General features: G+C 42.0%; 24 protein-coding genes and 3 pseudogenes. 9 read left to right on the top strand and 18 right to left on the bottom strand.

Annotation, left to right across the window (positions count from 1 at the left end; genetic code table 11):
- A pseudogene (locus tag G608_RS20505) lies at positions 1-205 on the top strand (transposase domain-containing protein); the annotation flags it as partial.
- A 115-nt stretch (positions 206-320) separates the two neighbouring features.
- Here the strand turns inward: G608_RS20505 and feoB are convergent.
- On the bottom strand, positions 321-1,913 hold the full coding sequence (gene feoB, locus G608_RS20500; RefSeq protein WP_035795088.1) for a ferrous iron transporter B: 1,593 nt from the start codon (positions 1,911-1,913) through the stop codon (positions 321-323).
- Between the two features lie 62 nt (positions 1,914-1,975).
- Complete coding sequence (locus G608_RS0108485) at positions 1,976-2,191, bottom strand: FeoA family protein (RefSeq protein ID WP_026495674.1); 216 nt, start codon at positions 2,189-2,191, stop codon at positions 1,976-1,978.
- A 279-nt stretch (positions 2,192-2,470) separates the two neighbouring features.
- On the opposite strand from G608_RS0108485, the gene G608_RS0108480 reads away from it, so the two are divergent.
- The gene (locus G608_RS0108480) at positions 2,471-2,848 is read left to right on the top strand and encodes a metal-dependent transcriptional regulator (protein ID WP_026495673.1); all 378 of its coding nucleotides are present in this window, start codon (positions 2,471-2,473) and stop codon (positions 2,846-2,848) included.
- Between the two features lie 77 nt (positions 2,849-2,925).
- Here G608_RS0108480 and G608_RS0108475 read toward each other — a convergent pair.
- Positions 2,926-3,252 (bottom strand): annotated as a pseudogene (locus G608_RS0108475) (L-lactate dehydrogenase); the annotation flags it as partial.
- 41 nt (positions 3,253-3,293) lie between these two features.
- Positions 3,294-4,031, bottom strand: a complete 738-nt coding sequence (locus tag G608_RS0108470) for an ATP-binding protein (protein WP_026495671.1) — start codon at positions 4,029-4,031, stop codon at positions 3,294-3,296.
- A 136-nt stretch (positions 4,032-4,167) separates the two neighbouring features.
- Here G608_RS0108470 and G608_RS0108465 point away from each other — a divergent pair, with 136 nt between their 5' ends.
- Complete coding sequence (locus G608_RS0108465; RefSeq protein ID WP_026495670.1) at positions 4,168-4,827, top strand: Crp/Fnr family transcriptional regulator; 660 nt, start codon at positions 4,168-4,170, stop codon at positions 4,825-4,827.
- Positions 4,828-5,131: 304 nt separating this feature from the next.
- On the opposite strand, the gene G608_RS0108455 is transcribed toward G608_RS0108465, so the two are convergent.
- From G608_RS0108455 to G608_RS0108440, 4 genes are all read right to left on the bottom strand, one after another.
- A complete protein-coding gene (locus G608_RS0108455) occupies positions 5,132-6,895 on the bottom strand; it encodes a BspA family leucine-rich repeat surface protein (protein ID WP_026495669.1) in 1,764 nt (587 codons plus the stop codon).
- A gap of 543 nt (positions 6,896-7,438) precedes the next feature.
- The gene (locus G608_RS0108450) at positions 7,439-7,849 is read right to left on the bottom strand and encodes a hypothetical protein (protein ID WP_026495668.1); all 411 of its coding nucleotides are present in this window, start codon (positions 7,847-7,849) and stop codon (positions 7,439-7,441) included.
- 112 nt (positions 7,850-7,961) lie between these two features.
- The gene (locus G608_RS0108445) at positions 7,962-9,032 is read right to left on the bottom strand and encodes an acyltransferase family protein (RefSeq protein ID WP_026495667.1); all 1,071 of its coding nucleotides are present in this window, start codon (positions 9,030-9,032) and stop codon (positions 7,962-7,964) included.
- 15 nt (positions 9,033-9,047) lie between these two features.
- Positions 9,048-10,007: a CPBP family intramembrane glutamic endopeptidase gene (locus G608_RS0108440; protein WP_026495666.1), complete on the bottom strand. Its 960-nt coding sequence runs from the start codon at positions 10,005-10,007 to the stop codon at positions 9,048-9,050.
- Between the two features lie 201 nt (positions 10,008-10,208).
- On the opposite strand from G608_RS0108440, the gene G608_RS20495 reads away from it, so the two are divergent.
- The gene (locus G608_RS20495; protein WP_081677364.1) at positions 10,209-10,895 is read left to right on the top strand and encodes a helix-turn-helix domain-containing protein; all 687 of its coding nucleotides are present in this window, start codon (positions 10,209-10,211) and stop codon (positions 10,893-10,895) included.
- Positions 10,896-10,956: 61 nt separating this feature from the next.
- Positions 10,957-11,397 (top strand): NUDIX domain-containing protein, encoded by a 441-nt coding sequence (locus tag G608_RS0108430; RefSeq protein WP_051209037.1) that lies wholly within the window; start codon positions 10,957-10,959, stop codon positions 11,395-11,397.
- A gap of 79 nt (positions 11,398-11,476) precedes the next feature.
- Here the strand turns inward: G608_RS0108430 and G608_RS20490 are convergent, their stop codons facing one another.
- The 10 genes and pseudogenes from G608_RS20490 to G608_RS0108380 form a co-directional block, all read right to left on the bottom strand.
- Positions 11,477-11,752, bottom strand: a complete 276-nt coding sequence (locus G608_RS20490; RefSeq protein WP_051209035.1) for a hypothetical protein — start codon at positions 11,750-11,752, stop codon at positions 11,477-11,479.
- Entirely contained in the window at positions 11,737-13,470 is a 1,734-nt protein-coding gene (locus tag G608_RS0108420) for an ABC transporter ATP-binding protein (protein WP_026495664.1), read from the bottom strand. The genes G608_RS20490 and G608_RS0108420 overlap by 16 nt, the downstream gene beginning before the upstream one ends.
- Complete coding sequence (locus G608_RS0108415; RefSeq protein ID WP_026495663.1) at positions 13,448-15,247, bottom strand: ABC transporter ATP-binding protein; 1,800 nt, start codon at positions 15,245-15,247, stop codon at positions 13,448-13,450. The genes G608_RS0108420 and G608_RS0108415 overlap by 23 nt, the downstream gene beginning before the upstream one ends.
- Before the next feature lie 12 nt (positions 15,248-15,259).
- Complete coding sequence (locus G608_RS23575) at positions 15,260-15,466, bottom strand: hypothetical protein (RefSeq protein ID WP_196810162.1); 207 nt, start codon at positions 15,464-15,466, stop codon at positions 15,260-15,262.
- Positions 15,438-15,554 (bottom strand): annotated as a pseudogene (locus G608_RS22850) (FeoB small GTPase domain-containing protein); the annotation flags it as partial. The pseudogene G608_RS22850 and the gene G608_RS23575, both read right to left, overlap by 29 nt.
- On the bottom strand, positions 15,551-15,778 hold the full coding sequence (locus G608_RS0108405) for a FeoA family protein (protein WP_026495662.1): 228 nt from the start codon (positions 15,776-15,778) through the stop codon (positions 15,551-15,553). The gene G608_RS0108405 and the pseudogene G608_RS22850, both read right to left, overlap by 4 nt.
- Positions 15,779-15,989: 211 nt before the next feature.
- Positions 15,990-17,546, bottom strand: coding sequence for a hypothetical protein (locus G608_RS0108400; RefSeq protein ID WP_026495661.1), 1,557 nt, complete (start codon positions 17,544-17,546; stop codon positions 15,990-15,992).
- A gap of 461 nt (positions 17,547-18,007) precedes the next feature.
- Entirely contained in the window at positions 18,008-19,285 is a 1,278-nt protein-coding gene (locus G608_RS20485; protein WP_035795043.1) for an MFS transporter, read from the bottom strand.
- Positions 19,286-19,344: 59 nt separating this feature from the next.
- Positions 19,345-19,476: a hypothetical protein gene (locus G608_RS24130; RefSeq protein WP_255345324.1), complete on the bottom strand. Its 132-nt coding sequence runs from the start codon at positions 19,474-19,476 to the stop codon at positions 19,345-19,347.
- 255 nt (positions 19,477-19,731) lie between these two features.
- Positions 19,732-20,121: a C-GCAxxG-C-C family protein gene (locus G608_RS0108380; protein ID WP_026495659.1), complete on the bottom strand. Its 390-nt coding sequence runs from the start codon at positions 20,119-20,121 to the stop codon at positions 19,732-19,734.
- 118 nt (positions 20,122-20,239) lie between these two features.
- Here G608_RS0108380 and G608_RS0108375 point away from each other — a divergent pair, with 118 nt between their 5' ends.
- The 4 genes from G608_RS0108375 (at position 20,240) to G608_RS0108360 (ending at position 23,207) form a co-directional block, all read left to right on the top strand.
- Positions 20,240-20,584 carry a winged helix-turn-helix transcriptional regulator gene (locus tag G608_RS0108375; protein WP_081677362.1) on the top strand — a complete coding sequence of 115 codons (345 nt, stop codon included), beginning with the start codon at positions 20,240-20,242 and terminating at the stop codon, positions 20,582-20,584.
- Between the two features lie 120 nt (positions 20,585-20,704).
- Entirely contained in the window at positions 20,705-21,478 is a 774-nt protein-coding gene (locus G608_RS0108370) for a class I SAM-dependent methyltransferase (protein WP_026495657.1), read from the top strand.
- Positions 21,478-22,413: an ABC transporter permease gene (locus tag G608_RS0108365; RefSeq protein ID WP_026495656.1), complete on the top strand. Its 936-nt coding sequence runs from the start codon at positions 21,478-21,480 to the stop codon at positions 22,411-22,413. Before G608_RS0108370 ends, G608_RS0108365 begins: the two co-directional genes overlap by 1 nt.
- The gene (locus tag G608_RS0108360; RefSeq protein ID WP_026495655.1) at positions 22,413-23,207 is read left to right on the top strand and encodes an ABC transporter permease; all 795 of its coding nucleotides are present in this window, start codon (positions 22,413-22,415) and stop codon (positions 23,205-23,207) included. Before G608_RS0108365 ends, G608_RS0108360 begins: the two co-directional genes overlap by 1 nt.
- The last annotated feature ends 5 nt before the right edge of the window (positions 23,208-23,212 follow it).

The following is a 23,212-nucleotide window of genomic DNA, read 5'->3' as shown; positions in this document are numbered from 1 at the left end:
AGCCAGATCCGCTGCTATCATCAAGTCTCTTATTGATACAGCAGCTGCAAATAACCTTGATCCTGAACTCTACCTGACAGAACTTTTGGAGCATGCCCGAGACTTTGTTAATGAGCCTGCACGGGCAGCCGAGTATATGCCATGGACTGAAAAGATGCAGGAAAGGTGCATGAATAAGACTAGGAAGGAAGATCTCAATCAGTAGGATTCGTACCTAGAGTAGATCTGATTTCTAAAAATTTAAAAGGCCACCGGAAAGGTTTATTTTTTTAAGCCATTCTGGTGGTCTGGTTGGTTATGAACGGGTGAGTGAAAAGCGCTTACCCAACAACATTCTCTTTTGCGATGAAGCCTGTAATAGCTGCCGCTGCAAGCTGCCAGCTGACAACACCAACTACAGGTACGAGAAGGTATGCAAATGGTCCTGCAACTCCTGCAAGGATTGATGTGCTCTCCATTCCCTCTTCAACCGGCTGGAAGCTAAAGTTGAAGGTCTGCATGATCTGTACAACTGTGTTACATACAAGGATAACAGTTCCGGCCTTAACGATATAAGCCTTACCTCTTTCAAGCATTGACTTAAGAGCAAATGAAAGGCTGGGAACCTTGTACTCAGGAAGCTCAATGATGAAGAAACTCTTTCTATACTTCATACCAGTGATAGCCTTGATAAGAAGTGCTCCAAGGAGGATCAGAAGGATACCACCCATGTAGCAGATAAAGCTTACCCATCTTGACTCCGGGAAGAATGCTCCGGCGAAAAGAGCTATTACAGGAAGCTTGGCTCCGCATGGCATGAAGGTTGCAAGCATGGCTGTTGCACGTCTCTCCCTCTCATTCCTGATGGTTCTGCAGGCCATGATAGCCGGAATTCCGCAACCGGTACCAATAATCATAGGGATAACTGACTTACCTGAAAGACCAACCCTCTTAAAGATAGGGTCAAGAACAACTGTTGCTCTTGCCATATATCCGCAGTCCTCTAAAAGAGCGATGAGGAAGTACATAACCATAACCAGTGGAAGGAAACCAACAACGGCACCTACACCACCGATAATACCATCAACAAGCAGAGCATAAAGGAGTGGGTTGGCATCTGCCATAGCATCTCCAACCATTCCCTGGAAGGATTCAATCCAGCCTGCAAGGATATCTGCAAGCCATGTTCCAACTGTTGTCTGTGAAATATAGAATACCAGCCACATGATGGCCGCAAAGATCGCAATACCAAGAATAGGATGTGTAATCACGTTATCAATCGTATCGCCAAAGTTCTTGTCCTTGGTGAACACCTTACGGTTCTCTACTTCGCTTACGATCTTATTAACAAACTCGAATCGCTTTCTGTCAGCTGCCTCAACCTCAGCCTTGCTGGTAAGATCCACATTGCCCTGAACGTAAGGCTCTTTCTGTCCCTGGCCCTCAAGCTCTGCGGCTGCCTTAACAACTTCCTTAAGGCCTGTCTCAGAAGTAGCTACAGTCTTGATAACAGGACAACCAAGCTTCTCTGAAAGGAGCTTCTCATCAATAGAGTTGCCCTTCTTATCATTGGCATCATTCTTGTTAAGAGCAACAACTACAGGAACCCCAAGTTCAAGTAGCTGTGTTGTGAAAAAGAGACTCCTGCTAAGATTAGTTGCATCCACGATGTTGATGATAGCATCAGGATGCTCGTTCTTAACATATCCACTTGTGATGCTCTCCTCTGATGTGAATGGAGACATTGAATATGCTCCGGGAAGATCTACTGCGATCAGCTCCTTGTCGCCATCATAGTAGCTCTTTTTGATAACGCTCTCTTTCTTGTCAACTGTAACGCCGGCCCAGTTACCGATCTTTTCAGATCTACCGGTTAAGGCGTTGTACATGGTTGTTTTGCCGCTGTTGGGATTACCCGCCATAGCGATTCTCATTTTTTCATCCTCCTAAAAGTTGCAATATCATTCAAAACACGTTTTAAATGTGTCTTCGAATCTTACTGAATTCTGATAGCATCCGCTAACTCAGGGTCAATATTATATCTTGCATCCTTAATAGCGACTACCAAATTTCTCTTTTTGTCTACAACTGTGATCTTCTCTCCACTATAACAACCAAGTGAAAAGAGAAAGCTCTCCATCTCTTCATCGCCGCCAGTTGCGACATTTTCGATTGTATATTCTGTACCGAGTGCTGCTTCATTAAGTGACATAGACATTTTACTCTCCTATTTGCTTAAGTGTCGTTAGCAATGTATTACATCGATTAGCTTATGCTAACTTCATTCATAGGATATGCTTACCAATAATAATTGTCAATAAGAATTTTTCAAAAAACCCAGATTTTATCTGCTTTTGCGCAATTAAATTGGCAGTAATTTACGTGGCAAAAATGCCAACTCTTTAGCCGGCACTTTTATTTCCATTTGTTTTTCCTCAAGTGTTATAGTATTCTTAATTGTAAGAAAAAGCTTAAGAAAGGCGGCCAAATTATGGCACTTCAAGAATCTGGAGAGATGTATCTGGAGACAATTTATGTTCTTTCACAAAGCCACGCCAATGTCCGTGCTGTGGATATCGGCGAGGAGCTTGGTTATTCAAGGCCCTCTGTTAGCCGCGCCATGCATCTTCTAAAGGATGAGGGACTGGTCAAGACTGATGACTATGGTTTTGTTGTTTTGACAGAAGCAGGTAAGGTTCTGGCTAAGCGCATCTACGAGCGCCATACAGTACTGACTGAAGCACTTAAGTATATTGGAGTTGACGATAAGATCGCCTCCGAAGATGCTTGTCGTGTGGAGCACTACATCAGTGATGAGACCTTTGATGCAATCAAGGTTTTCATGGCTGGCAAGAAGAAAAAGAAATGAAATAAAGGCCGAAGCATATCAGTTACATGCTTCGGCCTCTTGTAATATTATAAGTTTTATCATGAATAACTTGCCACTTACAACACTTCCTCTATTACCTTTTTTAAGGTGTCAGCAGAAGCTCTTAAAGCCTCTGTTTCTGCATCATTAAGGCTGATCGGAACTGTACTCTCAACACCATCTTTACCAACGATTGCAGGCATGCTCAGGGCTACATCAGAAATACCATGGTTATCATGCTGCAAACTCGATACCGGAAGAATGGTCTTTTCATCACGAACAATCGCTTCGCAAATCCTGCGTACTGACATGGCAATGCCGTAATAGGTAGCTCCCTTTTTCTCGATTATCTCATAAGCACTGTTCTTAACGTTTTCAGCGATCTGTTTCATAGATTCCTCATAGATGTTTCCTCCTTTTCCATTACTTTATGCCAAAAGCTGATTTATTCTATAACTTCACCGTTTCTTGAGATTGTTACAACCTGCCATGGAAGGAACTTTCCGCTGTTCCGTATTGCATTTTCAGCAGCTCTCTGAAGACCTCCGCAACAGGGAACTTCCATCCTTACTATCGTAACACTTGCAATGTCGTTCTTGCTGATAATTTCTGTCAATTTCTCTGTGTAGTCTCCCTCATCAAGCTTGGGACAGCCTATCATTGTGATCTTGCCCTTCATGAAATCCTCATGCATGTTGGCATAAGCGTAAGCTGTGCAATCAGCCGCTATAAGAAGCTTTGCTCCGTTGTAAAAATCTCCTGTTGTTGGAAGAAGCTTTATCTGACATGGCCACTGCTCAAGTCTTGATGGATGTGATACAAATCTGTCTGCTAAAGTCGCATTACTATCTTCCTTTGAATCCTCTTTTTTCTCGAACTTCATAAATCTTGAGCCGGGGCATCCTCCGCTTTCATGGCCTTCATGATGTCCACCAGGGCAGGCCTTTAGCTCTTTTGCCTTATTAACAGCAGCTTCATCGTATTCAGGAGCTTCCCTCTCTTCAAATGTGATAGCACCAGTAGGGCATCCCGGGAGACAGTCACCAAAGCCATCACAGAAATTCTCTCTTACAAGCTTTGCCTTTCCATTCACCATTTCAATGGCACCTTCGTGGCAGGCAGTCGCACAAAGCCCGCATCCTATGCATTTATCCTCATCTATCTTTATAATCTTACGTACCATATTTTCCTGACCTCCTTGCTTTTATGATGTCAGTTTAATATGATTTACAATATAAGTATGTTGTTATAACCACATTTGTAAAATAATTAGAGTTTGCATTTCCGTGCCTGACTCTGAATTCTTTGGAGATATTTAAATGGATATTGACGTTCTGCAGAAAATTCCCCTTTTCAGAGGAATGACAGAAAATGAGATATCTGCTTTACTGAAGTCGCTTGATGCCAAAAAGCAGAATTATAAGAAGAATGATCTTATACTACACGCAGGTTCCAAGCCCGGAGTCATAGGGATCGTATTATCCGGTAGTGTCACAATCTTAAGTGATGATATATGGGGAAATAGAACTATCCTAAGCCATGTAGAAAAAGATGGGATTTTTGCTGAGGCCTACGCCCTTCTCGAAGATGTTCCCATGTTGGTTGATGTCATGGCCAACGAAGGCTGTTCTATACTTATGCTCAAAACAAAAGGAATCCTGAACTCAGTAGTGAGCCAGAATTCCTGGGATTACAAATTCCTGCGCAATCTTTTGTTAATATCTTCAAAGAAAAACCTAAATCTGTCTGGCCGGAGCTTCCACACTTCTCCTAAGACGATCCGTGAAAGAGTAATGTCATACCTGAATACACTTTCCCTACAGAATGATAGTAGTGAGTTCGACATTCCTTTTGACCGCCAGCAGCTCGCTGATTATCTAAACCTTGAAAGAAGTGCACTTTCCAAGGAACTTGGCAAAATGCAGAAGGAAGGAATAATTGAAACGAGGAAAAGTCATTTTAAGCTCCTTACGCCTTAGAATCCAGCATCGATGTAGCCTTTAAATATCTCCTTTATGCCGGTTTCTTTGCCATTGGGGACGGTTCTCTTTGGCACGCCTTTCTTGTGTGCTGCGTGCCAAGTAGAACCGTCCCCGATGGCACACTAAAGGAGTATATCATTAAAGGATTTGCAATAGCTGTACTTATGCTTATTGCTATACATGCTCATGATAAAAGTGTATCAAGGATGAACAGAAAGCATTTTGACACAATACTTGATTCGGAATGATATAGAGAGAGGGCTGTCGCTATTCTTAGTGCGACAGCCCCCCTTCATTCATGTTATTTAACCTTTACACTCTTTGTTTTACTCCACTTTGAGTAAACTTTTTCCGCTCCTGACTTCTTATAGGTGCGGATCCTGATGTAGTACTTTTTCTTGGATTTAAGCTTCTTGATCGTTTTGGATGTTGTCTTTGTCTTGCTTATCGTTACGGTCTTGACATCATTCTTGAAGTTCTTATCGGTGCTGTACTGCATTTCGTATCCTGCGATTCCCTTGGCAGCTTTCTTCCATGTAATTGTGAATGATTTCTTGCCTGCTTTTGGCTTGGCAATGGTTGTGTTCTTCTGCTTGGGATCTATCTGCTCAGTCTTTTGTTCTTCCTGTGATTTAGAATCATCTTCTTTTTCTTTGATAGTGAAATTTGTAGTAGCTATACCAGTGTAATTTCCGGATCCGGTAACTGTTACAGTTGCTGTTCCAGCATTAGTGTTATTTGCATAAGCTACAGTGTAGTCTGTACCAATTGTTAATGCTTTACCATCAAGAACAACAGCCACAGCTGGCTCTTTTACAGTACCATCATATGTATAAATAGATTCAGATAATGTCAGGGTTGCGCTAGTTATGGCCTTCTGCTTAATGGTGAAGGATTTGTTTATTGTTCCAACATAGGGACTTTTACCTTTTATAATCACTGCAGCAGTACCGGCATTTGTGTTGTTGGCGTATTCCAATGTGTAATGTGTGCCATCAGTCAATACTGTTCCGTTATAAGTAACCTTTACAGATGGCGTTATAGGTGATCCAGTGTAATCATATTCAGTTGTTGTAAGGGATGCCGTATTGTCAGACAGAATAATCGGTGTGCCATTTGTACATACAACATTTGGGAAGGTATATCCAAATGCCGCCCACTGTGAGATTGTACCTGGATAATGCACGGTTACGGATGTATTTAATTCACTAAATGCATCGGGGATTGTATCCCAATAGTACCAATAAGTATCAAATTTATGGAAGGATTCAGGAAGATAAATATGTCCATTTGAACTGATGTTAAACATTAAATCAGCATATTTAACATTTGTCATGTCGAAATTTGTGATATCGACAGAGTTTAGTTTTGGGCATTCATCAAACATTTGGCACATATTTTCTACTTTGGAAGTATTGAAATGGCTGACATTCACAGAAGTCAGTTCCCGGCATCCAAGAAATAGTGCATGAGCAGATTTTAAATTTGATGTATCAAAACTTGAAAGATTAATGTTTGCAAGATTTTCACACCATCCAAACATGGTATCCATATATTCTGTATTTGAAGTATTGAAGCCAGTCAAGTTGAGAGCTGTAAGTGCTTCGCATCCTAAAAACATGCATTCCATAGTATTAACATTAGAAGTATCAATTTTATTTCCCAAAGTTAGAGTTTGCAGTCCTTCGAAACTGGAAAATTGATGCGAAGAATCATTATTGAAATAGAATTTTGAAGCAGTAGTATAAATGCTAATCTTTTTAGAAGAACTGTCATAATATGCGGTTACGTCTGTTCCAACAGCGGCTGAGACTCCAGAAGTTGGCTGCGCTGCACCTGTTGAGAGAAACTCTATTTCCGTAATGGTAGTATCATCTACAATATCAGGATCAACATTAGGATCAACATTAGGGTCTACCAGACGTTTGATTGCAAAATTGAAATTGCTTCCGCTTAGCAACTCTCCAGACGTTTCTGCTTTTGCAGTTATGCCAAATGGCAAAGATATAAACAGAAATGTTACCATAGTCAGAAAAAACATTTTTGTTGCTTTTGTAAAACTCATAAGAATACCTCCATATGCTAAAATACTAAATCTAGTTTAAACCATATGAAGGTGTGGCGTTAAGATATGCAAGAATAAAATTTCTATAAAAAAGTTGTATCTGATCGGAATAGGAGACCATACCTTTTATGAACATATGGGACACCAAAAAACATCTTACTGGTTCAGAAAAAGGCTTTAGGGGATGATAAGATGGATGGAGTTTTAGAAAATGAAAGATTAATCCACCGCACGGCAACCAGACAACAACTCGCATGTATTGCGAAAATATTGACACAGATTCCGTTTCGCGGTTTTTGTGGACGGAGAAAAATCAAGTCTAGAACCGATAATTCGGTCGTTTCCAAAGTAGACTCTTGAAGAAGCTGACGGACTGTGGTGCGCGGCGTTTGTGAGTAAAATCTGAATAAAAATGGTCCACAACCCCCGTCCCTGTGCCATTGGGGACGGTTCTCTTTGGCACGTGCGCTACTCCTCACCTTCCCGCGTGCCATTGTGACCGTGCCAAGTAGAACCGTCCCCAATGGCACGTTGTTCTTCCTACTACGTATCACTCTTTTTCTCTTTTACTTCTAACCAGCCTTTGGCATGATATGCAGAAATAGTAGTTGTATATTCTCCGGTCTTGGGAACTGCTAATTCAAAATCTGCATTCTCACCCTTTGAGCAATTATCTGCCCGATAAATTGGTGCTTCATCTGCCATCACAATCATTACATCTGCAATTCCTTCATCGAGCTGCCAGGAAACATGCAATGTCTCTCCTTCGTTGAGCACCATAGTCTCCGAGTCATCTGTATTCATCAGGTTAAAGTTCAGATAGAATCTATATGGATTCTTCGAGTAAACTCTTTCCCCGTCAAACCTGCCCCGATCATGAATGAAATAACAATTTAAAATTATTATCATCAAGGCAATAGATATAGATGCTATTAAAATCTCTTTCTTTTTCATCGTCCCCCTATTTCTGCACAGTTCATCTTAGCAATTAATTCCCTTAAGATATTCCGCAAAGTAGAATTTCCCTTTCCGGACGCCGCTTTAATCTTTTCACACAATAATGATCTCATTTCTTTTTTATTCCAAGTACTGCCCATCTAAAGAAAGGTATCCTCGAAATCACCGCATAGAGGATAAAAGCAACGACAAATGCCGCCAGAAGACTTAATGCATAAACCAATACCGCCGGAAGGATATGTCTCGCCCCCACCTCTACAGCAATTATCGATATTCCAAGATAGTGAAAAATGTATAATCCCCAGCTGTGTCTGTTCATCCACGACGTGAATGCATCTGTAAAATCAAGATATCCGGCTCCCGCTGAAAGAAATGCAAGGGACGCGAAATATCCAAAGAACGTATATAAAGGATACCTGTTCACTGGTACATCCGCGTAGTTTTCTCCAAAATAGCGCACGGAAAATGCCAGGCCCAAAGCGAGCGCCACTATTATAAAAGGAAGGCACCACTTTTTTATAATTTCAATCACCTCATCATGAGAAAAAACGAAATATCCAAGTAAAAAGGCAATCCCATAATACCCGAATCTGTAAACACAAATGATAGGTGTGTTGAGAATCTGGGCTGCCCCAAATACCAAAACAGAGATAAGAATAATCCCTATGATGTTTGTTCCTGCTCCCAGTTTCCACAGCCTGTCTTTTTCAATTTTTCTTATAGGGATCAGTACAGCCGAAAATACCCAAAGCAGCTGTATGTACCACAGAACGCCTATACCGCTGGCTACCATAATTAGGAACGCTACAGGCGCAGGTACTGTTTTCATCATATTCATGGCATCACTTAATCTGGTATTGAAGTAGCCCTGAATAAACTGAAATACAAAAAGGCCTATAGTTGAAGGCACCAGCAGCTTGGTTGTCCTGCTTTTCAGAAATTCCTTGTCTGAGTGATTTACAAGATAATACCTTGAACTGATACCCGACACCATAAACAAAAGGAACATGAACCACGGATGAGTCAGATATTGAAAAACATCATAGTACTGCACTTCAAGTCCGGTAATATTCCCTACAACTCCGGGGATTCCTTCCGCATTAAACATATAGATAACATGATAAATAACTACAATTACCACCGTAATCCATCTTATGTTGTCAAGGTAATGCTTTCTCATAAAAACCCCCTCGGATCAGACTCCTGATACCTGATATACGATCATAGCCACAATGCCAATAAACGTGCTTAACATCATAGGCGCATTTAAAAAACTGTGAACTCTTACATCTGATTCTGCATCCTGGATATTCTTTCTGGCAAGTATATTTTTGAAACTCTCAAGATTTCCCTGGTTCCTGGCAATTGTCTTAAGAAGAAGCCATACCAGAAATACGCATACCACTGAAAGCGCTCCATAAACCATTATCATACTTAGCGCGCCGGACTGTCTTGCTGCTTCCTGCGCCTGTGCGTAATCTATATTCTGCTCCCGCATACTTAAGGTTGCTATTATCAAAACTACAATATTTATCATATTATAAACAAAATGCATTATTACAGAAGTCCATGTGCTGCCGCTTGCCTGATTAACAAGAGCAAAAATTACACCAAGCACAACTGCGTAGCAGAACTGATTCAGGTTAAGATGCAAAAGTCCAAACAACAGACTTGATATAAATACTGCTTTGATTACTGAGGAAATGCCCTTTATTCCATTGAACAAAAAGCCTCTGAAAGCTATTTCCTCACATATAGGTGCCAAAACTGAAACAACAATAAGTGTCATTGCAACGGATCCTTCAATCATTTCTCCTGAGCTTTGGACAACAATGTTTTTTACAAACAGCTGTGAAAGCGCATTTGCGAACGAGGCTATCGGTAAAGCAGCCAGTGTCAAAAGAATCGTCAAAAAAACAGTGGAAGTTTTTATCTTATGAAAACCAAGTTTCTCCGGGATATTCTCACCCTTTGATTTTAAATAAATAATCGTTGGCAACAATACCACTATCTCACATAATACAGATGCAATAATCGATGGCACATTTATTCCGAATCTGTGGAGTGCAAGAGCTACAGTACTGATTATGATATTTCCCAAAAGCATAATAATATATACGATGCCCATTGAATTTATTTCCCTCTGCTTTTCCATTTGAAATTCCTCCTTTTATATTCAAAAACCTGATATGCTTACTCTAACACCCTAAGAAAAACAGGCCTTTCCATGCACGGATATAGACCTGTTTTTCACTTCTTTTTCATACTCTACTTTCCGTAGGTAGTTATGGTATGCTTACTAGGTTAATATTTCTGTAAGAGATGCAATGACAAAGAACTTATGGAGGTAGAAACCATGAATCAATATGTTACAGGCGCAGTAATTAAGGAAATGCGCGAACAAAAGAAAATGACGCAGCTTCAGCTTGCTGAGCTTCTTGGCGTAACCGATAAAACAGTTTCGAAATGGGAAACGGGAAAAGGTTATCCCGACATAACCCTGCTTGAACCGATTGCGGATGCCTTCAGAATATCAGTGACAGAGCTGATTTCCGGCAACCAGATAAAAAACGAAAATGTATCCGCAAATATGATGCGTTCAAAATTCTATGTTTGTCCTGTTTGCGGAAATGCGATTCACAGCATGGGCGAGGCAGTCATACAGTGCCACGGCGTACAGCTCCTTCCTGCAGAAGCAGAGCAGACCGATGAAAACCACATGATTTTCATTGAGCGCATTGAAGATGAATATTATGTCAGAATCGACCATGAAATGACCAAGGATCACTACATATCCTTTATTGCAGCATCCTCTCCGGATCGAATTCAGATGGTTAAGCTGTATCCCGAAGGAAGCGCCGCGGCCAGATTCAAGATAAGCGGCGTTCGTAAAATCTTTTTCTATTGCAACAGGGATGGGCTTTTCTCAATTGATGTCGTTAAGGGAATTGATGATAAGGAAACCTCCTACGATGACACCAAGAAACGAATGGAGCTTGAAAAGACCGCTGATATGCTGTTTGGAAAAATTGGCGGGAAGTAATTATAATAAAATAGGTCTCTGCGTTTTAAAATAAACCCATAAGGTGGAGACAGGAGAAGGTATGGTATACAGAAAAAAGAATTTCATTTTAGGACAGCTGGAAAATATTGAATTTGTCGTGATTTTAACCAGATATCAGGATAAATGGGTGTTTTGCTGGCACAAAAAGAGAAAAAGCTATGAAAACCCGGGCGGTCATGTTGAGAAGGGAGAGACTGCGATGCAGGCTGCGAAGCGCGAGCTGTACGAAGAGACGGGGATTACTGACTGTGAAATTATTCCCCTTTGGGATTACGAGCAGCCCTGGGATGATGGAATACACAAGAATAATGGGCGGTTCTACCTTGCCATCGTAGGTTCTCTTGGAGAGCTGCCGGACAACGAGATGGAAAAGATTGAGTTGTTCGACAGTGTCCCTGAAAACTTTACCTACGACAGAGAAGATGCAATCATAGATCTGCAAATGGCATTAAATATACTTAATGCCTGGGAAAAGCACTGACATGATGATAGATAAGCAGCCCTAATGCGACGAATAAACATATTTCCCTAGAAAAATGTAGCGCACAATTCATTTAGAATCATGCGCTAACCCCGTCCTTTAGGACCATCTTAGCCTTTCTACACCACTTTATGTAAGCCTTATATATATCAATTCCGAAAGTAACAGTCAGATAGAAAAATATATGATCCTCTTCATCAAGGACTTTTTCAAGATTATCCTTATACACACTTAGAATCTCCAGATTTTCTCTGCATTGTTCCTCGAAAAGCCGGATGTTTTTCAAGGTGATTTTCCTATCAGTTACCCCACCAAAATACAGTTTAAGAAATTGGATCCTTATGCCAGCTTCCAATTTTCTGTCTGCATCTGAACTGCAAGCATATGGCTGTATATTCCGTCTGCTTCCCGGAGTTTTGCGGGAGCATCCGATTCAGCCACTTTTCCATTCCTGAGAACTACTATCTTGTCGGCTCCGTCTACGGTTCGCATGCGATGGGCGATGATAAGCACGGTCTTGTTTTTGATGAGATCGCTTATTGCTTCCTGGATCAGCGACTCGTTATCTACATCGAGAGAAGCTGTGGCTTCGTCCATCAGTATGATAGGCGCTTCCTTAAGGAAAGCTCTGGCGATTGAGATTCTCTGACGCTCTCCCCCTGAAAGCTCGGAACCGTTCTCACCAATAAGTGTGTTGTAGCCGTCAGGAAGCTTTTCAATGAATTCGTCGCAGTGGGCGAGTCTGGCTGCAGCCTTGACCTCCTCGTCCGTAGCTTCCTTTTTGCCGATTCGGATATTCTCAAGAACAGTATTATTGAAAAGCGTCACATCCTGGAAAACTATAGAATACATGGAAAGAAGCTTTTCAGGATCGATCTTTGAAATATCCATACCTCCAACTGTAATAAGTCCTTTTTCAATATCCCAGAATCTGGCAGCAAGTCTTGAAACCGTTGTTTTTCCGCCACCTGATGGACCGATAAGGGCTGTAACTTCGCCCTGCTTGGCCACAAAGCTCACATCCTTTAATACTGTTTCCCCATCCTCATATGAAAACCGCACATTTTTAAATTCGATGTCATAATTCTGATTTGTCAGAGTCTCGCTTCCTGTCTGCTCATAGTGGGATAAAATCTCATCCATTCGCTCGCACTGAGTGTCGGTTGCAATCAGAGCCGAGAAATTCATCAGAGATATTTGAAGCGGCTCATACATTCTTGAAACTACCAGAAGGTACATAAAGAAAGTAACGACATTTATCTCGTTTTTCATAAGAAGTGAGGAACCAACAATGGCCACCGTTCCTATTCCGAACTTCAGGATCATCTGGGCGCTGCTTACAAATGCTGCGTTTACGAACTCTGTAAAAATGGTGTGGTCCTCAACAGCCTTAATCTTCTTGTTAAGACCTTCCATATATGTATCCTGAGCGTTATAGGCCTTTAAATCCCTCACTGTTTCCAGTGCTTCCTGAATTCCGTCGAGGCAGGCAACCTTGTATTTACTTCCCTTTCGGTTCACTTTGTGCATTACATGTCTTGATGAAAAGACGATAATGAAGGCTATAGGAAGCACCCACACAGCAGCTATTGCCATTCTGGCATCGAAAAAGAAAAGGCTGATAACCACAATAGTTGTTGAGATAAAAGCACCAACCAGCTCCGGAAGCCAGTGCGATGATGCGGTTTCAAGCATGGCACAGTCCGCCATGATAGTGTTGGTAAGGTCAGCTAAGTCCTTTTTTCCGAAAAATGAAAGAGGGATTCTTCTAAGTTTTTCAGCTAAAGAACGCCTTCTCACGCCGCTTTCTACATAGGTTGAAAAGAAGGTGGCATTGTACTGTAAATACTCTGTATACGCGACAAGTAAAAGACAGATTACGGAGCCCAGTACGAATATTCTTATGTGATTTCCGGGAATCTCGCCGTTTAGTAGGTCTTCCGTCATCATGAAAAGAATACCAACAGGCATCATCTGTGCCAGATTCGCCAGGGTGCAGGCTCCAAAAGCCTTTACCATGTCCTTTGCTCCCTGCTCAGAGAGCGCGTATTTATGCTGTAACTTTTCTATCATTGTTCTGCTCCCTTCCCATTTTCCAATTAACTGACTTTTTGTACTCATTCCACATGTGGTCGTAAATGCCGCCCTTTGCAAGCAGTGCATCGTGTTTTCCGCTCTCAACGATTTTTCCGTCGGAAAGAACACAGATTTTATCGGCATCCACCACAGTTGACAGACGATGCGCGATCATAATGACTGTTTTATCCTTGGAAAGATTGGCGAAAGCCTTCTGGACCATGATCTCGTTGTCAGGATCTGCAAAGGCTGTGGCCTCGTCCAGAATCAGTATCGGTGCATTTTTCAGGAATGCTCTGGCAATAGAGATTCGCTGAGCTTCACCGCCTGAGACATAGGTTCCTTTGCTTCCTATCATGGTGTTAATTCCATCCGGAAGCTTTTCAATAATATCCCAGCACATGGCGTCTTTAAGGGCCTGTACCACTTCTGCTTCTGTGGCATCGGGCTTTCCCATCCTGACATTATCAAGGATGGACATCTTAAGGAGCTTACTGTCCTGAAAAACATAGGATACATTTTTCATCAGATCCGCTGAGGAAATATCCTTTACATCTACGCCGCCGATTTTGATACTGCCCTGCTTCACATCCCAGAATCTCGCGATGAGGGAAGCGAGGGTTGTTTTACCGCCGCCGGAAGGGCCAACAAATGCAACATGTTCACCGGGCTTGATATCAAGACTTATGCCGTCGATAGCGTTGGCCTTCTTTCCATCGTATGTAAATGTGATATTTTCAATCTTTATACTGCTGTCCTTTGGATTTTGAGGATTTGAAGCTTCCTTAAGAGGCTCCACATCAAGAAGCTCATACATTCTGTTTAGAGCGTCTTTTACTATCATCTGGCTCTCACCGGCATAGGCCACCTTCATAAGGGTAACCGAAAGAATCGGTGTGATGATGATGTAAAAGAAAATGTTGTACAGGAATGTATTTGAAACGCTGTTTCTTGCAAAGATAAAGCTGCAGGCTACAAGAGCTGCAAATACCGCATTCGCTGCAGTGGTAAAGCCTATCATGGGCATTCTCATGCCGATGGTGTAGGTGATTGTCCACTTTTCATATTTATCGATGGCGTCCTTGAATCTTTTGAAAGAAAAAACAGACTGACCGAAGGTCTTAACGACGGGAATTCCCCTGACATATTCAACCGCTTCTGCAGACATCTCATCAAGGGCATTTTGATACTCCTTCATGTCATTCTGCATCTTTTCCCCCATCATTCCGCCCATCATAAGAAATGCTAAAACCGCAGGCACAAGGCAGATAAGGCCGATCCTCCAGTCAAAAATAAGGAGCATAGCTATAAGCCCAACCGGTGTGGCGTAGCTGACTGCTTTGTCCGGAAGACTGTGGGCCAGGAACGTCTCTGTTGCTGCGCTGGACTCAGCCACGATTTTCCTGATTTTGCCGCTTCCTTCGGATTCAATGTAGCCCATGGGAAGCTTCATAACGTGCTCCATCATGGCTTTTCTCATATTCGTCTGAACTCTGAAGGCTGCTAAATGGGAGCACATCAGAGCTGAGATGTAGAGAAACATCGCAAGAAGGCTCATCCCCACGGCACTCCAGCCATAGCTGACTATGTGCGTTGCCTTTGAAAAATCCGGCCTGACCTCCACAACTTCCTTGATGATGCACCAGATATAATAAAACGGCACCAATGCAACCAAGGCGCTTATTGCGGCCAGAATCCATGAACTGATAGTAAAATACTTATGATTACCTGCGTAATCCAATAGCTGCGATATAACACTTTTATTTCTATTCATTTTTTCCCCTTCTTATTTCACGACTTCCCACATTTGCTGTTGATCCGGAATCAGATTGCATATTTCCTGGTAGCCTTTGATGCTTTCGTATTGCTCTTTAAGCCCCGAAACATCAAGCCTTGAATCTTTCCTGATAGCTTTTTCCAGGGTCTTGTAAAACTCATCGTAGGACTTCACATCTGTTGCTGAAAATGGTATTACCGGGCCAGTTGCCGACATGCTGTCGAAGGCCCGTAAGAGCATTAAACAGAGTTGACTTGCCAGAATTAGGTTGTCCGAGAATGGCTATAGTTGCAGCTGTGCTCATGCTGTCACCTCCTCAACCATGATTCCAGCACATTCTCTGCGATTCAGTGCGATCATGGTATCTCTTGAATAGACAAGCATGGGTCTATTACTATCATTTTTGATGACACTGACCTTGCATCCGGGTTTCAAACCTATCGATGTGATGCGGCTCATAAATCTTGTGTCGCCATTGATTGCTGTGATGACAGCATCGTTGTTTTCTCTTACTTCACTTAAACTCATAACTTTCTCCTCTCTCAAAGTTAGCGATTGCTAACAGCATGATAGCACATTTTTTACATATTAAATGATGTTTTGAGTTTAATGATAAAAATTCTCAACCATTTGCTCCTCCTGCATCTGCTCTGTCGTTTTAGGATTAATAAAAAATGAGGGGCGAGGTACAGAGTCGTTTATTTTGACTCCATATCCCGTCCCCCTGGGACAGTTCTGTTTAGTTCATAGCTTCGCCATTTACATAAAGTGTGTATCCATTTGTATTTACATTGGACATATCCCCATCAAAAGATGTGATATATGTATCGGCTGTAAGTGTCCATGTACTGCTTTTATCTATAGATACAGAGACGGTTCCCACTTCTGTAGAAACGCTTTCGCCCTTGGCATTTGTAATATTACCATCAATCGCACCGGTGAAATCTGAACCATCAGTAAGGTTTAAAGTAAGCTCAGAATCACTTCCTACGAGAATTGTTCCATCAAGTGTCTGATTGCTTGCATTTACTGTAGCAACGTTACTGTCTCCCTTCCATCCATCAGCACAAACTGAAAGAAGAACGTTCGCTGAATCCTCATTAACAATCTTTACATTATCGAGATTGATCACAGCCTGTGTGTTTGTCACATGAAAAACATGACCATTTTTGCTCGTCAGCGTTCCACCATTCATTGTAAATGTGGAAGTTCCACTGTCCGCATCTCCGGACATAGACTGATAGATCATGATAGTGTCATAAAAGGTGGCATTACCGTTGGTATCTGTATTGTTTGCCGTCATATCGCAGTCATTTAATGTAATGGAATTAATTCCTTCAATACATACACCTTCTGACAAATTTGAAATGAGTGTTGCGTTAGAAACTGTAATATCTGCGGTTGAATAAATCGCAGGTGATCCAAGTCCATTTGTTGTATAGCTGCCACCGTCGACTGTAACTGTACCGCCACCACGGTCAGTTCTTATGGCAGCTGAAGATCTTCCGCTAGTCTCAATGGTAAGATTTGATGCCTCTGTGATACCGCCACCTGTTGTCATGATTCCACCAGACCCATCGCCTGTGGTGGTAATAGTTGTATCAGAGATGATTACCTTTGTTCCATCACCATCTGCTCCGTTTTTTCCACCGTTACCACCATAGGAAAAAAACCCGTTTGCTCCGTCAGCATCGGAAGTAATCGTGCTATCAGTAATAGTAGTTGTAGAGCCATCTTTCACAAGGACTGCAGCATTAAGGCCATAAAAATTGCAGCTGTCTCCACCATCTGAGTCGCCTGTCTTTGTAACCGTAGCATTTGAGATAGATACCTCTTCTGAAGTGCTTATCATAAGTGCGCTCTCATCCGCAACACTGCTGTCATAGGTTTTTCCATCCTGCGAATCGGCAGCTACTATCTCATCAGCGGCTTTATACTCTATATCTGCGCTACTGCTTCCACCGCCAAATCCGCCTCCTTCAGGAGGATTTCCGGGTGCTTCACCGTCAGGCTTTTCACCAGGTGCTCCATTCGGGGCCTGTCCGTCAGGAGCTTCTCCATCAGGTTTTTCCGGAGGAGTCTCTCCTTCCGGCATTTCTCCTTCAGGTTTATCAGCAGATGCCTCTTCATTTGTCGCATCTGCAGAAACTGTGCTGTCCTCAGGCGCAGCCTCCTCAGTAATAATCGTAGATTCTCCGCTTACTGTTCCTGTATTTGTACCACATGCGGTAAAGGTTACACACATCACTGTGATTGCTGCTATTGATAATACTTTTCTAAGTTCATTTCTTTTCATTTTAAATCTCCTTGATATTTCCTTTGAAAATTGCATCTGCAATGCTTTGCTTTAGTGGAGATTATGGATGAGAAAACTAAAATGAACCTAAAACAGAATGAAGTTCACAAAATCTTCTTAATTTTCCTCTCGTTTCGCATATATATGATATTTGTCAACAATTGAGTACATTATTGACCCTATTCCAACTCCGATTGCTCCAATAAATATGGATACGTACACTATGAATGCATCATTAAGGACTCCAAAAAGCATCTCACCCAGTGCTACAGATATCATAGATAGCATGGGCAAGAAGCAGCTCAATCTGATCAATATCATCCGTGTGCCATCGGGGACGGTTCTCTTTGGCACGCCTTTCTTGTGTACTTCATGCCAAAGAGAACCGTCCCCTGTGGCATTCTGCGTGCCAAGTAGAACCGTCCCCAATGGCAGTCCCCAATGGCACGAATCGGTTCGGATTATTCAGTATATTTATATTTTTTCATAATCTGACCTGATGTTATGCAAAGGACAGTTCCGGACACTCCAAGTATGAACATCATTAGTGCTGCTCCTGAGCCCTTTCCGGTTCCAAAAAGGAGCGTCCAGAATGCATTATCACTTCTCAAAGTCATAAATGGTTCGCAGATTTTGTCTACAAAGAATCCTCCAAGGAATAGGCCGATCGGAATGGTGAAAAACTGCAGAGTATTTCTGCAAGCATACACTCTTCCCTGAAGCTCTATAGGAATAACATTCCTCATTATTACATTCTGGTTGGCAGCCATAAGCGGTACAAATACCCAGCCTAAGATCTGACCGATGCACCATAAAACAGGATTTCTTGAAAATGCCAGTACGAAGTTTTCTATCCCAAGTGAAAAAAGCATTGTAAGATAAATTACTCTTACTCTGTCTTTAGGTTTAGGCAAAATCATAGGAAGGAAGCTTCCTGCTACCATTGCCAGTCCTGAGCAGGCTGTTACTATTCCATACACATTGTTGCCTTTTTGAGGTATGACAAGCGCCGGAAGTACAGCATCAAAAGTTGAAGCTGTAAGATTAACACCTGACATAAACAGGATTATGGTAAGAATAAGTGGTGTTTCCTTCAGGAAACTAATCCCCTCTTTAGCCAGTTTGATCACATTATCGTTATTATCTGATCCCTCCTGAATCTCAGGAAGTTTTATGAAAAACAGCAATGCCACAAATGCTATGGCAAAAGTCAGAAGATCTACAGCTATCACCACATCCAGTCCTGCCAGTCCATAAAGTGCCGCAGCAATAAGCGGATTTCCAATTGATATAAGAGAACGCGACAACTGCTGAAAACCGCCGGTCTTCTGATACTGTTCCTTTGGAACGATAAGTGAATATGCCACTTCTGAAGCAGGCTGCTGAACAGTGTTCATAAGCCCCGAGAACGCATTGATGGCGTACAGATGCCAAATTGTAAGTGCATCGTTTTTGTATAAAACAAATACAACAACTGTCGTAAGCGCCGCCAAAAGATCGCAGATGAGCATGGTTTTCTTTTTATCGAATTTATCTGTTATTGCCCCGGCAAAAATGCTCATAATAACGTACGGTGCATAAGTGCAGATTGTAAGTGCTGCCGTGCTCAGCGCAGATCCGGTCTTTTCATATATCCAAAGTGTCAGCGCAAATTCTGTTATTGCGCTGCCAAGCTGGGACAAACTCTGCGTAATCCAAATTATGTATAAATCTCTTAATTCCTTTATTTTATTTTTCATTATTATTTACCCTCCATACAAATTTATTTATCTGCATGGAGCTAATACGCTGCAAATTATCATAGCTTTCCTCCTTCTGTGCCATTGGGGACGGTTCTTTGGCACACCTTTCTTGTATATGCTTCATGCCAAGTAGAACCGTCCCCGATGGCACGCAGTGCCTTATTTCCTTCATAAATGTCTGTCAGCATATTTTTCCCTCCCAACTTTATCCTAAGCATGTAACCTGTTTAAAAGAATTAATCAAAAACAGACTGCCAAAACAGATATGGCAGCCTGATTCAATCAAAATAATTATAGATAGTATAATGGTTCATCCCCAAATACCTTCTTCCGTCTATTACCCCCTATGTAATCTTAACAGACGAAACCAACAATCTATACTCAAAAATTGCGGTTTTTTATTGAAAACTCAGTATTTTGGCGGATTTCCTACAACTCTTTCCTTATAAACCCAGTACTTCTCCGTATATCAGGACTGCGTTTCTTACGCATTCCTCACAGGGACACAGCGGCTTGCCGTCGGTTACTGCCTTCAGTTCCTTGCATTTTATAGAGCCGCATCTTCTGCCAAACTCCTCCTGAATTTGCTTTGTTACGCCCAGAGTACCCTTTCCCTCTGTCTTTAAGCCTGCAATCATGCCTGCTCCGATAAGGGCGCCACAGGTTGCTTCAAGATTGCCCATTCCGGCACAAAATCCTGCAGAAAGCTGCTTTAAGTCCTCCTCGGAAAGCTTAGTCTGGTCAGCCAGCGCTGCCGTTACGGACTGGGCACAATTGTATCTGCCCGAATTCTTCATTTCTACTGCTTTTTCAGCTCTTTCACTTAATGTCATTTTTCTATTCCTTTCTGCTTTTAACACTTGATTTTGCATACTGATAATCATATTATAGGTGGTATACAAAATATATCAAGTATTCAGTTTATATGTATCAAGTAAGGAAAAACGTACCATGAGTAAAACAGTTAAAAAAGAGCCATTATGTGAAGATATTGCAGGAAAAGGCTGCGGCCTTAAGAAAGTCATAGATATAGTAGGCGGTAAATGGAAGATCATGATTCTGTGCGTCATAGACTATAAAGAAGTTGTCCGTTACGGAGAGCTTAACCGCGCAGTGAACGGTATCACTAACACTATGCTTGCCAACTCATTAAAAGAGCTTGAAGCAGACGGTTTGGTTGAAAGAAAACAGTATGATGAAATGCCTGTGAGGGTCGAATATAATCTCACAGATAAAGCAAAAAGCCTCATCCCCATTCTTTTAGATCTTAAGAAATGGGGCGAAGATAATCTATAAAACATAAATTTCTCAAATAATCTTTTAATATGTTTATTTCCGTTTGGTTTTATATCCCCCCCAGGGGCTTGTACAACCATTTTTCTTAATGTATTTTATAGAACGTTGGAAATGAGAAAAATGGAAAAGAAATTAACAAAAGACATACAGGATTACTGGGATAAACGCTCAGAAACCTATTCGGAATTAAACATAACAGAATTAAACGGTAGCAGAAAAAATCTTTGGCAAGCCGTTCTTACAGACCTGATTCAAGAAGCATTCCCTGACAAGAAAAACGACGACATAAGAATTCTGGACATAGGTACCGGTCCGGGCTTTTTTTCTATTTTACTGAAAAAGTGCGGCTACGACGTAACCGGCATTGATTCTTCAATAGAAATGCTTAACCATGCCAAATCCAATGCGGGAACCTATAAAGATGACATAGCATTCCTGCAGATGGATGCTGATGAGCTATCCTTTAAAGATGAAAGCTTCGATGTGGTAATAAACCGCAATGTCACCTGGAATCTGCAAAACCCGGAAGCCTGCTATGCAGAGTGGAAAAGAGTTTTAAAACCGGGCGGCAGGCTCTTTGTTTTTGATGCAAACTGGTACGCATATCTCTTTGATGATGAAAAGCTTCAGGAATATGAAGAGGACAGGGAAAACGTCAAAGAGGAAGGGCTGTTTGATTTTAATAATGTTGAAAACGCAGAAAAGATGGAGCAAATAGCCATGACGCTGCCTCTTTCCAAAGAAAACAGACCGGAATGGGATGAAAGCGCCCTTCTTAAATGCGGCTTTTCTGCAGTATCCACAGACACGGAAATCTGGCAAAATGTATGGGACCGTGAAGAGCAGATCAACTTTGGCTCCACTCCCATGTTTCTGATACAGGCGGTAAAGTGATGAAAAAAATTATGATCAGAAAAATCATAAGAATACTGATCCTGCTGGTGGGAATCACCTTTTTATCCTTTGCACTTTCATATCTGTCACCGGGAGATCCTGCACAAATTCAGCTTTCACAGAGTGGAATGAGAGTAAATGCCCAGACTCTTGCCAAAGTCAGAAAAGAGCTTGGTCTGGACAGACCGATGCTTGTGCAGTATTTGAGCTGGCTGAAGGGAATTCTTACAGGGAATATGGGAATTTCCTATAAAAGCAGAAAAAGTGTGGCGTTTCTTCTGACAAATGCCATTCCGAATACAATTTTGCTGACCTTTGTTTCACTTACTTTGATGGCTTTGATATCCACCCCGGTGGGAATAATCTGTGCCTGGAAAAAGGATGGAGCATTCGATCATGCAGTAAGAGTTATAACATACCTGTTTTCCTCGCTGCCGTCCTTCTTTCTTGCCCTTATCCTGTTATATTTTCTTGCACTAAAGCTCAAGTGGTTTGCGGTTCTTCCAAAAGGAATGTCCGGAATAGTCATGCCGGCACTTACTCTCTCACTTACGCTTGGTGCCTGGTATGTCAGACAGATTCGCTCCATGGTCCTCAAAGAATTACAGCAGGATTATGTAAAAGGGCTCATGGCAAAGGGATTTTCAGACAGCACCATATTGTTTCGACATGTGCTTAAAAACTGCCTTGCGCCGCTGATAACGCTTTTTTCCATGTCAGTTGGCTCGATGCTCGGCGGAACTGCCATCGTTGAGAGCATTTTTGTCTGGAACGGCGTTGGAAAGCTTGCAGTAGACTCCATATCCGCAAGGGATTATCCGGTCATCCAAGGCTATGTTGTGTGGATGGCGCTGATTTTCTTAGGACTTAATTTCCTTGCAGATATTATCTGTAACGTAATCGATCCAAGGATAAGAAGGGAGGCAAGGTCATAATGAAAAAAAGGATGATAATATCCTCTGCGTGGATTGCCTTCATTGCTGTAGCACTCCTTATCGGTCCGTTTTTTATAAAGCATGATCCCTACAAGACAAATATGCGCGAGGCCTTCCAAAAACCTTCGGCAGCTCATATTTGCGGCACCGACAACCTTGGGAGATGCATATTTTGCAGAATAATCGCAGGCGGCAGAACTTCTGTCTTTACTGCGCTGGCAGTTGTTTTAATATCAGCTGTTATTGGTATCTTCCTCGGTATTTTAGCAGGATATCTTGGCTGTATTGTTGATGAGATCATATCCGACATCATCACAATTTTTCAGGCTTTTCCGTCCTTCGTGCTTGCAATAGCCATTGCCGGAATTCTTGGCCAGGACATAAAGAACGCCATTATCGCTCTGTGCGCGGTGTACTGGATAACCTACGCCAAACTGGCAAGGAGCCTTGTACAGCAGATAAGAGCGGATAATTATGTAAAAGCAGCGTGGCTGTGCGGAGCAGACCACTTATCTATATTCAGAAAATATATACTTCCCGGAATATCGGGAACCATGATCATTACCCTGATGCTGGACATTGGAAGTGTAATACTCTCAATTGCAGGTCTGTCCTTTTTGGGACTTGGTGCGGTACGCCCCACTGCAGAATGGGGAACGGTAATGAGCGAAGCCAGGGATTATCTGCAAAAAGCACCCTGGATAATCGGCTTCAACGGTATCGCACTGTTTTTGGTTGTTATTGGATTTAACCTCTTTGGCGAAGCCATCGAGGAGAAAATAAATCACTTATAATTTTT

Origin of the sequence: Butyrivibrio sp. WCD3002 (assembly GCF_000424265.1) — a bacterium.
Taxonomy (GTDB): domain Bacteria; phylum Bacillota; class Clostridia; order Lachnospirales; family Lachnospiraceae; genus Butyrivibrio.
Note: the sequence above shows the minus strand (reverse complement) of the source record. Positions and strands in the feature narration are given on the sequence as shown.

Coding starts and splice junctions, on each gene's coding strand:
- feoB (WP_035795088.1), bottom strand. CDS start 1,913: ATGAGAATCGCTATGGCGGGTAATCCCAACAGCGGCAAAACAACCATG.
- G608_RS0108485 (WP_026495674.1), bottom strand. CDS start 2,191: ATGTCACTTAATGAAGCAGCACTCGGTACAGAATATACAATCGAAAAT.
- G608_RS0108480 (WP_026495673.1), top strand. CDS start 2,471: ATGGCACTTCAAGAATCTGGAGAGATGTATCTGGAGACAATTTATGTT.
- G608_RS0108470 (WP_026495671.1), bottom strand. CDS start 4,031: ATGGTACGTAAGATTATAAAGATAGATGAGGATAAATGCATAGGATGC.
- G608_RS0108465 (WP_026495670.1), top strand. CDS start 4,168: ATGGATATTGACGTTCTGCAGAAAATTCCCCTTTTCAGAGGAATGACA.
- G608_RS0108455 (WP_026495669.1), bottom strand. CDS start 6,895: ATGAGTTTTACAAAAGCAACAAAAATGTTTTTTCTGACTATGGTAACA.
- G608_RS0108450 (WP_026495668.1), bottom strand. CDS start 7,849: ATGAAAAAGAAAGAGATTTTAATAGCATCTATATCTATTGCCTTGATG.
- G608_RS0108445 (WP_026495667.1), bottom strand. CDS start 9,032: ATGAGAAAGCATTACCTTGACAACATAAGATGGATTACGGTGGTAATT.
- G608_RS0108440 (WP_026495666.1), bottom strand. CDS start 10,007: ATGGAAAAGCAGAGGGAAATAAATTCAATGGGCATCGTATATATTATT.
- G608_RS20495 (WP_081677364.1), top strand. CDS start 10,209: ATGAATCAATATGTTACAGGCGCAGTAATTAAGGAAATGCGCGAACAA.
- G608_RS0108430 (WP_051209037.1), top strand. CDS start 10,957: ATGGTATACAGAAAAAAGAATTTCATTTTAGGACAGCTGGAAAATATT.
- G608_RS0108420 (WP_026495664.1), bottom strand. CDS start 13,470: ATGATAGAAAAGTTACAGCATAAATACGCGCTCTCTGAGCAGGGAGCA.
- G608_RS0108415 (WP_026495663.1), bottom strand. CDS start 15,247: ATGAATAGAAATAAAAGTGTTATATCGCAGCTATTGGATTACGCAGGT.
- G608_RS23575 (WP_196810162.1), bottom strand. CDS start 15,466: ATGTCGGCAACTGGCCCGGTAATACCATTTTCAGCAACAGATGTGAAG.
- G608_RS0108405 (WP_026495662.1), bottom strand. CDS start 15,778: ATGAGTTTAAGTGAAGTAAGAGAAAACAACGATGCTGTCATCACAGCA.
- G608_RS0108400 (WP_026495661.1), bottom strand. CDS start 17,546: ATGAAAAGAAATGAACTTAGAAAAGTATTATCAATAGCAGCAATCACA.
- G608_RS20485 (WP_035795043.1), bottom strand. CDS start 19,285: ATGAAAAATAAAATAAAGGAATTAAGAGATTTATACATAATTTGGATT.
- G608_RS24130 (WP_255345324.1), bottom strand. CDS start 19,476: ATGCTGACAGACATTTATGAAGGAAATAAGGCACTGCGTGCCATCGGG.
- G608_RS0108380 (WP_026495659.1), bottom strand. CDS start 20,121: ATGACATTAAGTGAAAGAGCTGAAAAAGCAGTAGAAATGAAGAATTCG.
- G608_RS0108375 (WP_081677362.1), top strand. CDS start 20,240: ATGAGTAAAACAGTTAAAAAAGAGCCATTATGTGAAGATATTGCAGGA.
- G608_RS0108370 (WP_026495657.1), top strand. CDS start 20,705: ATGGAAAAGAAATTAACAAAAGACATACAGGATTACTGGGATAAACGC.
- G608_RS0108365 (WP_026495656.1), top strand. CDS start 21,478: ATGAAAAAAATTATGATCAGAAAAATCATAAGAATACTGATCCTGCTG.
- G608_RS0108360 (WP_026495655.1), top strand. CDS start 22,413: ATGAAAAAAAGGATGATAATATCCTCTGCGTGGATTGCCTTCATTGCT.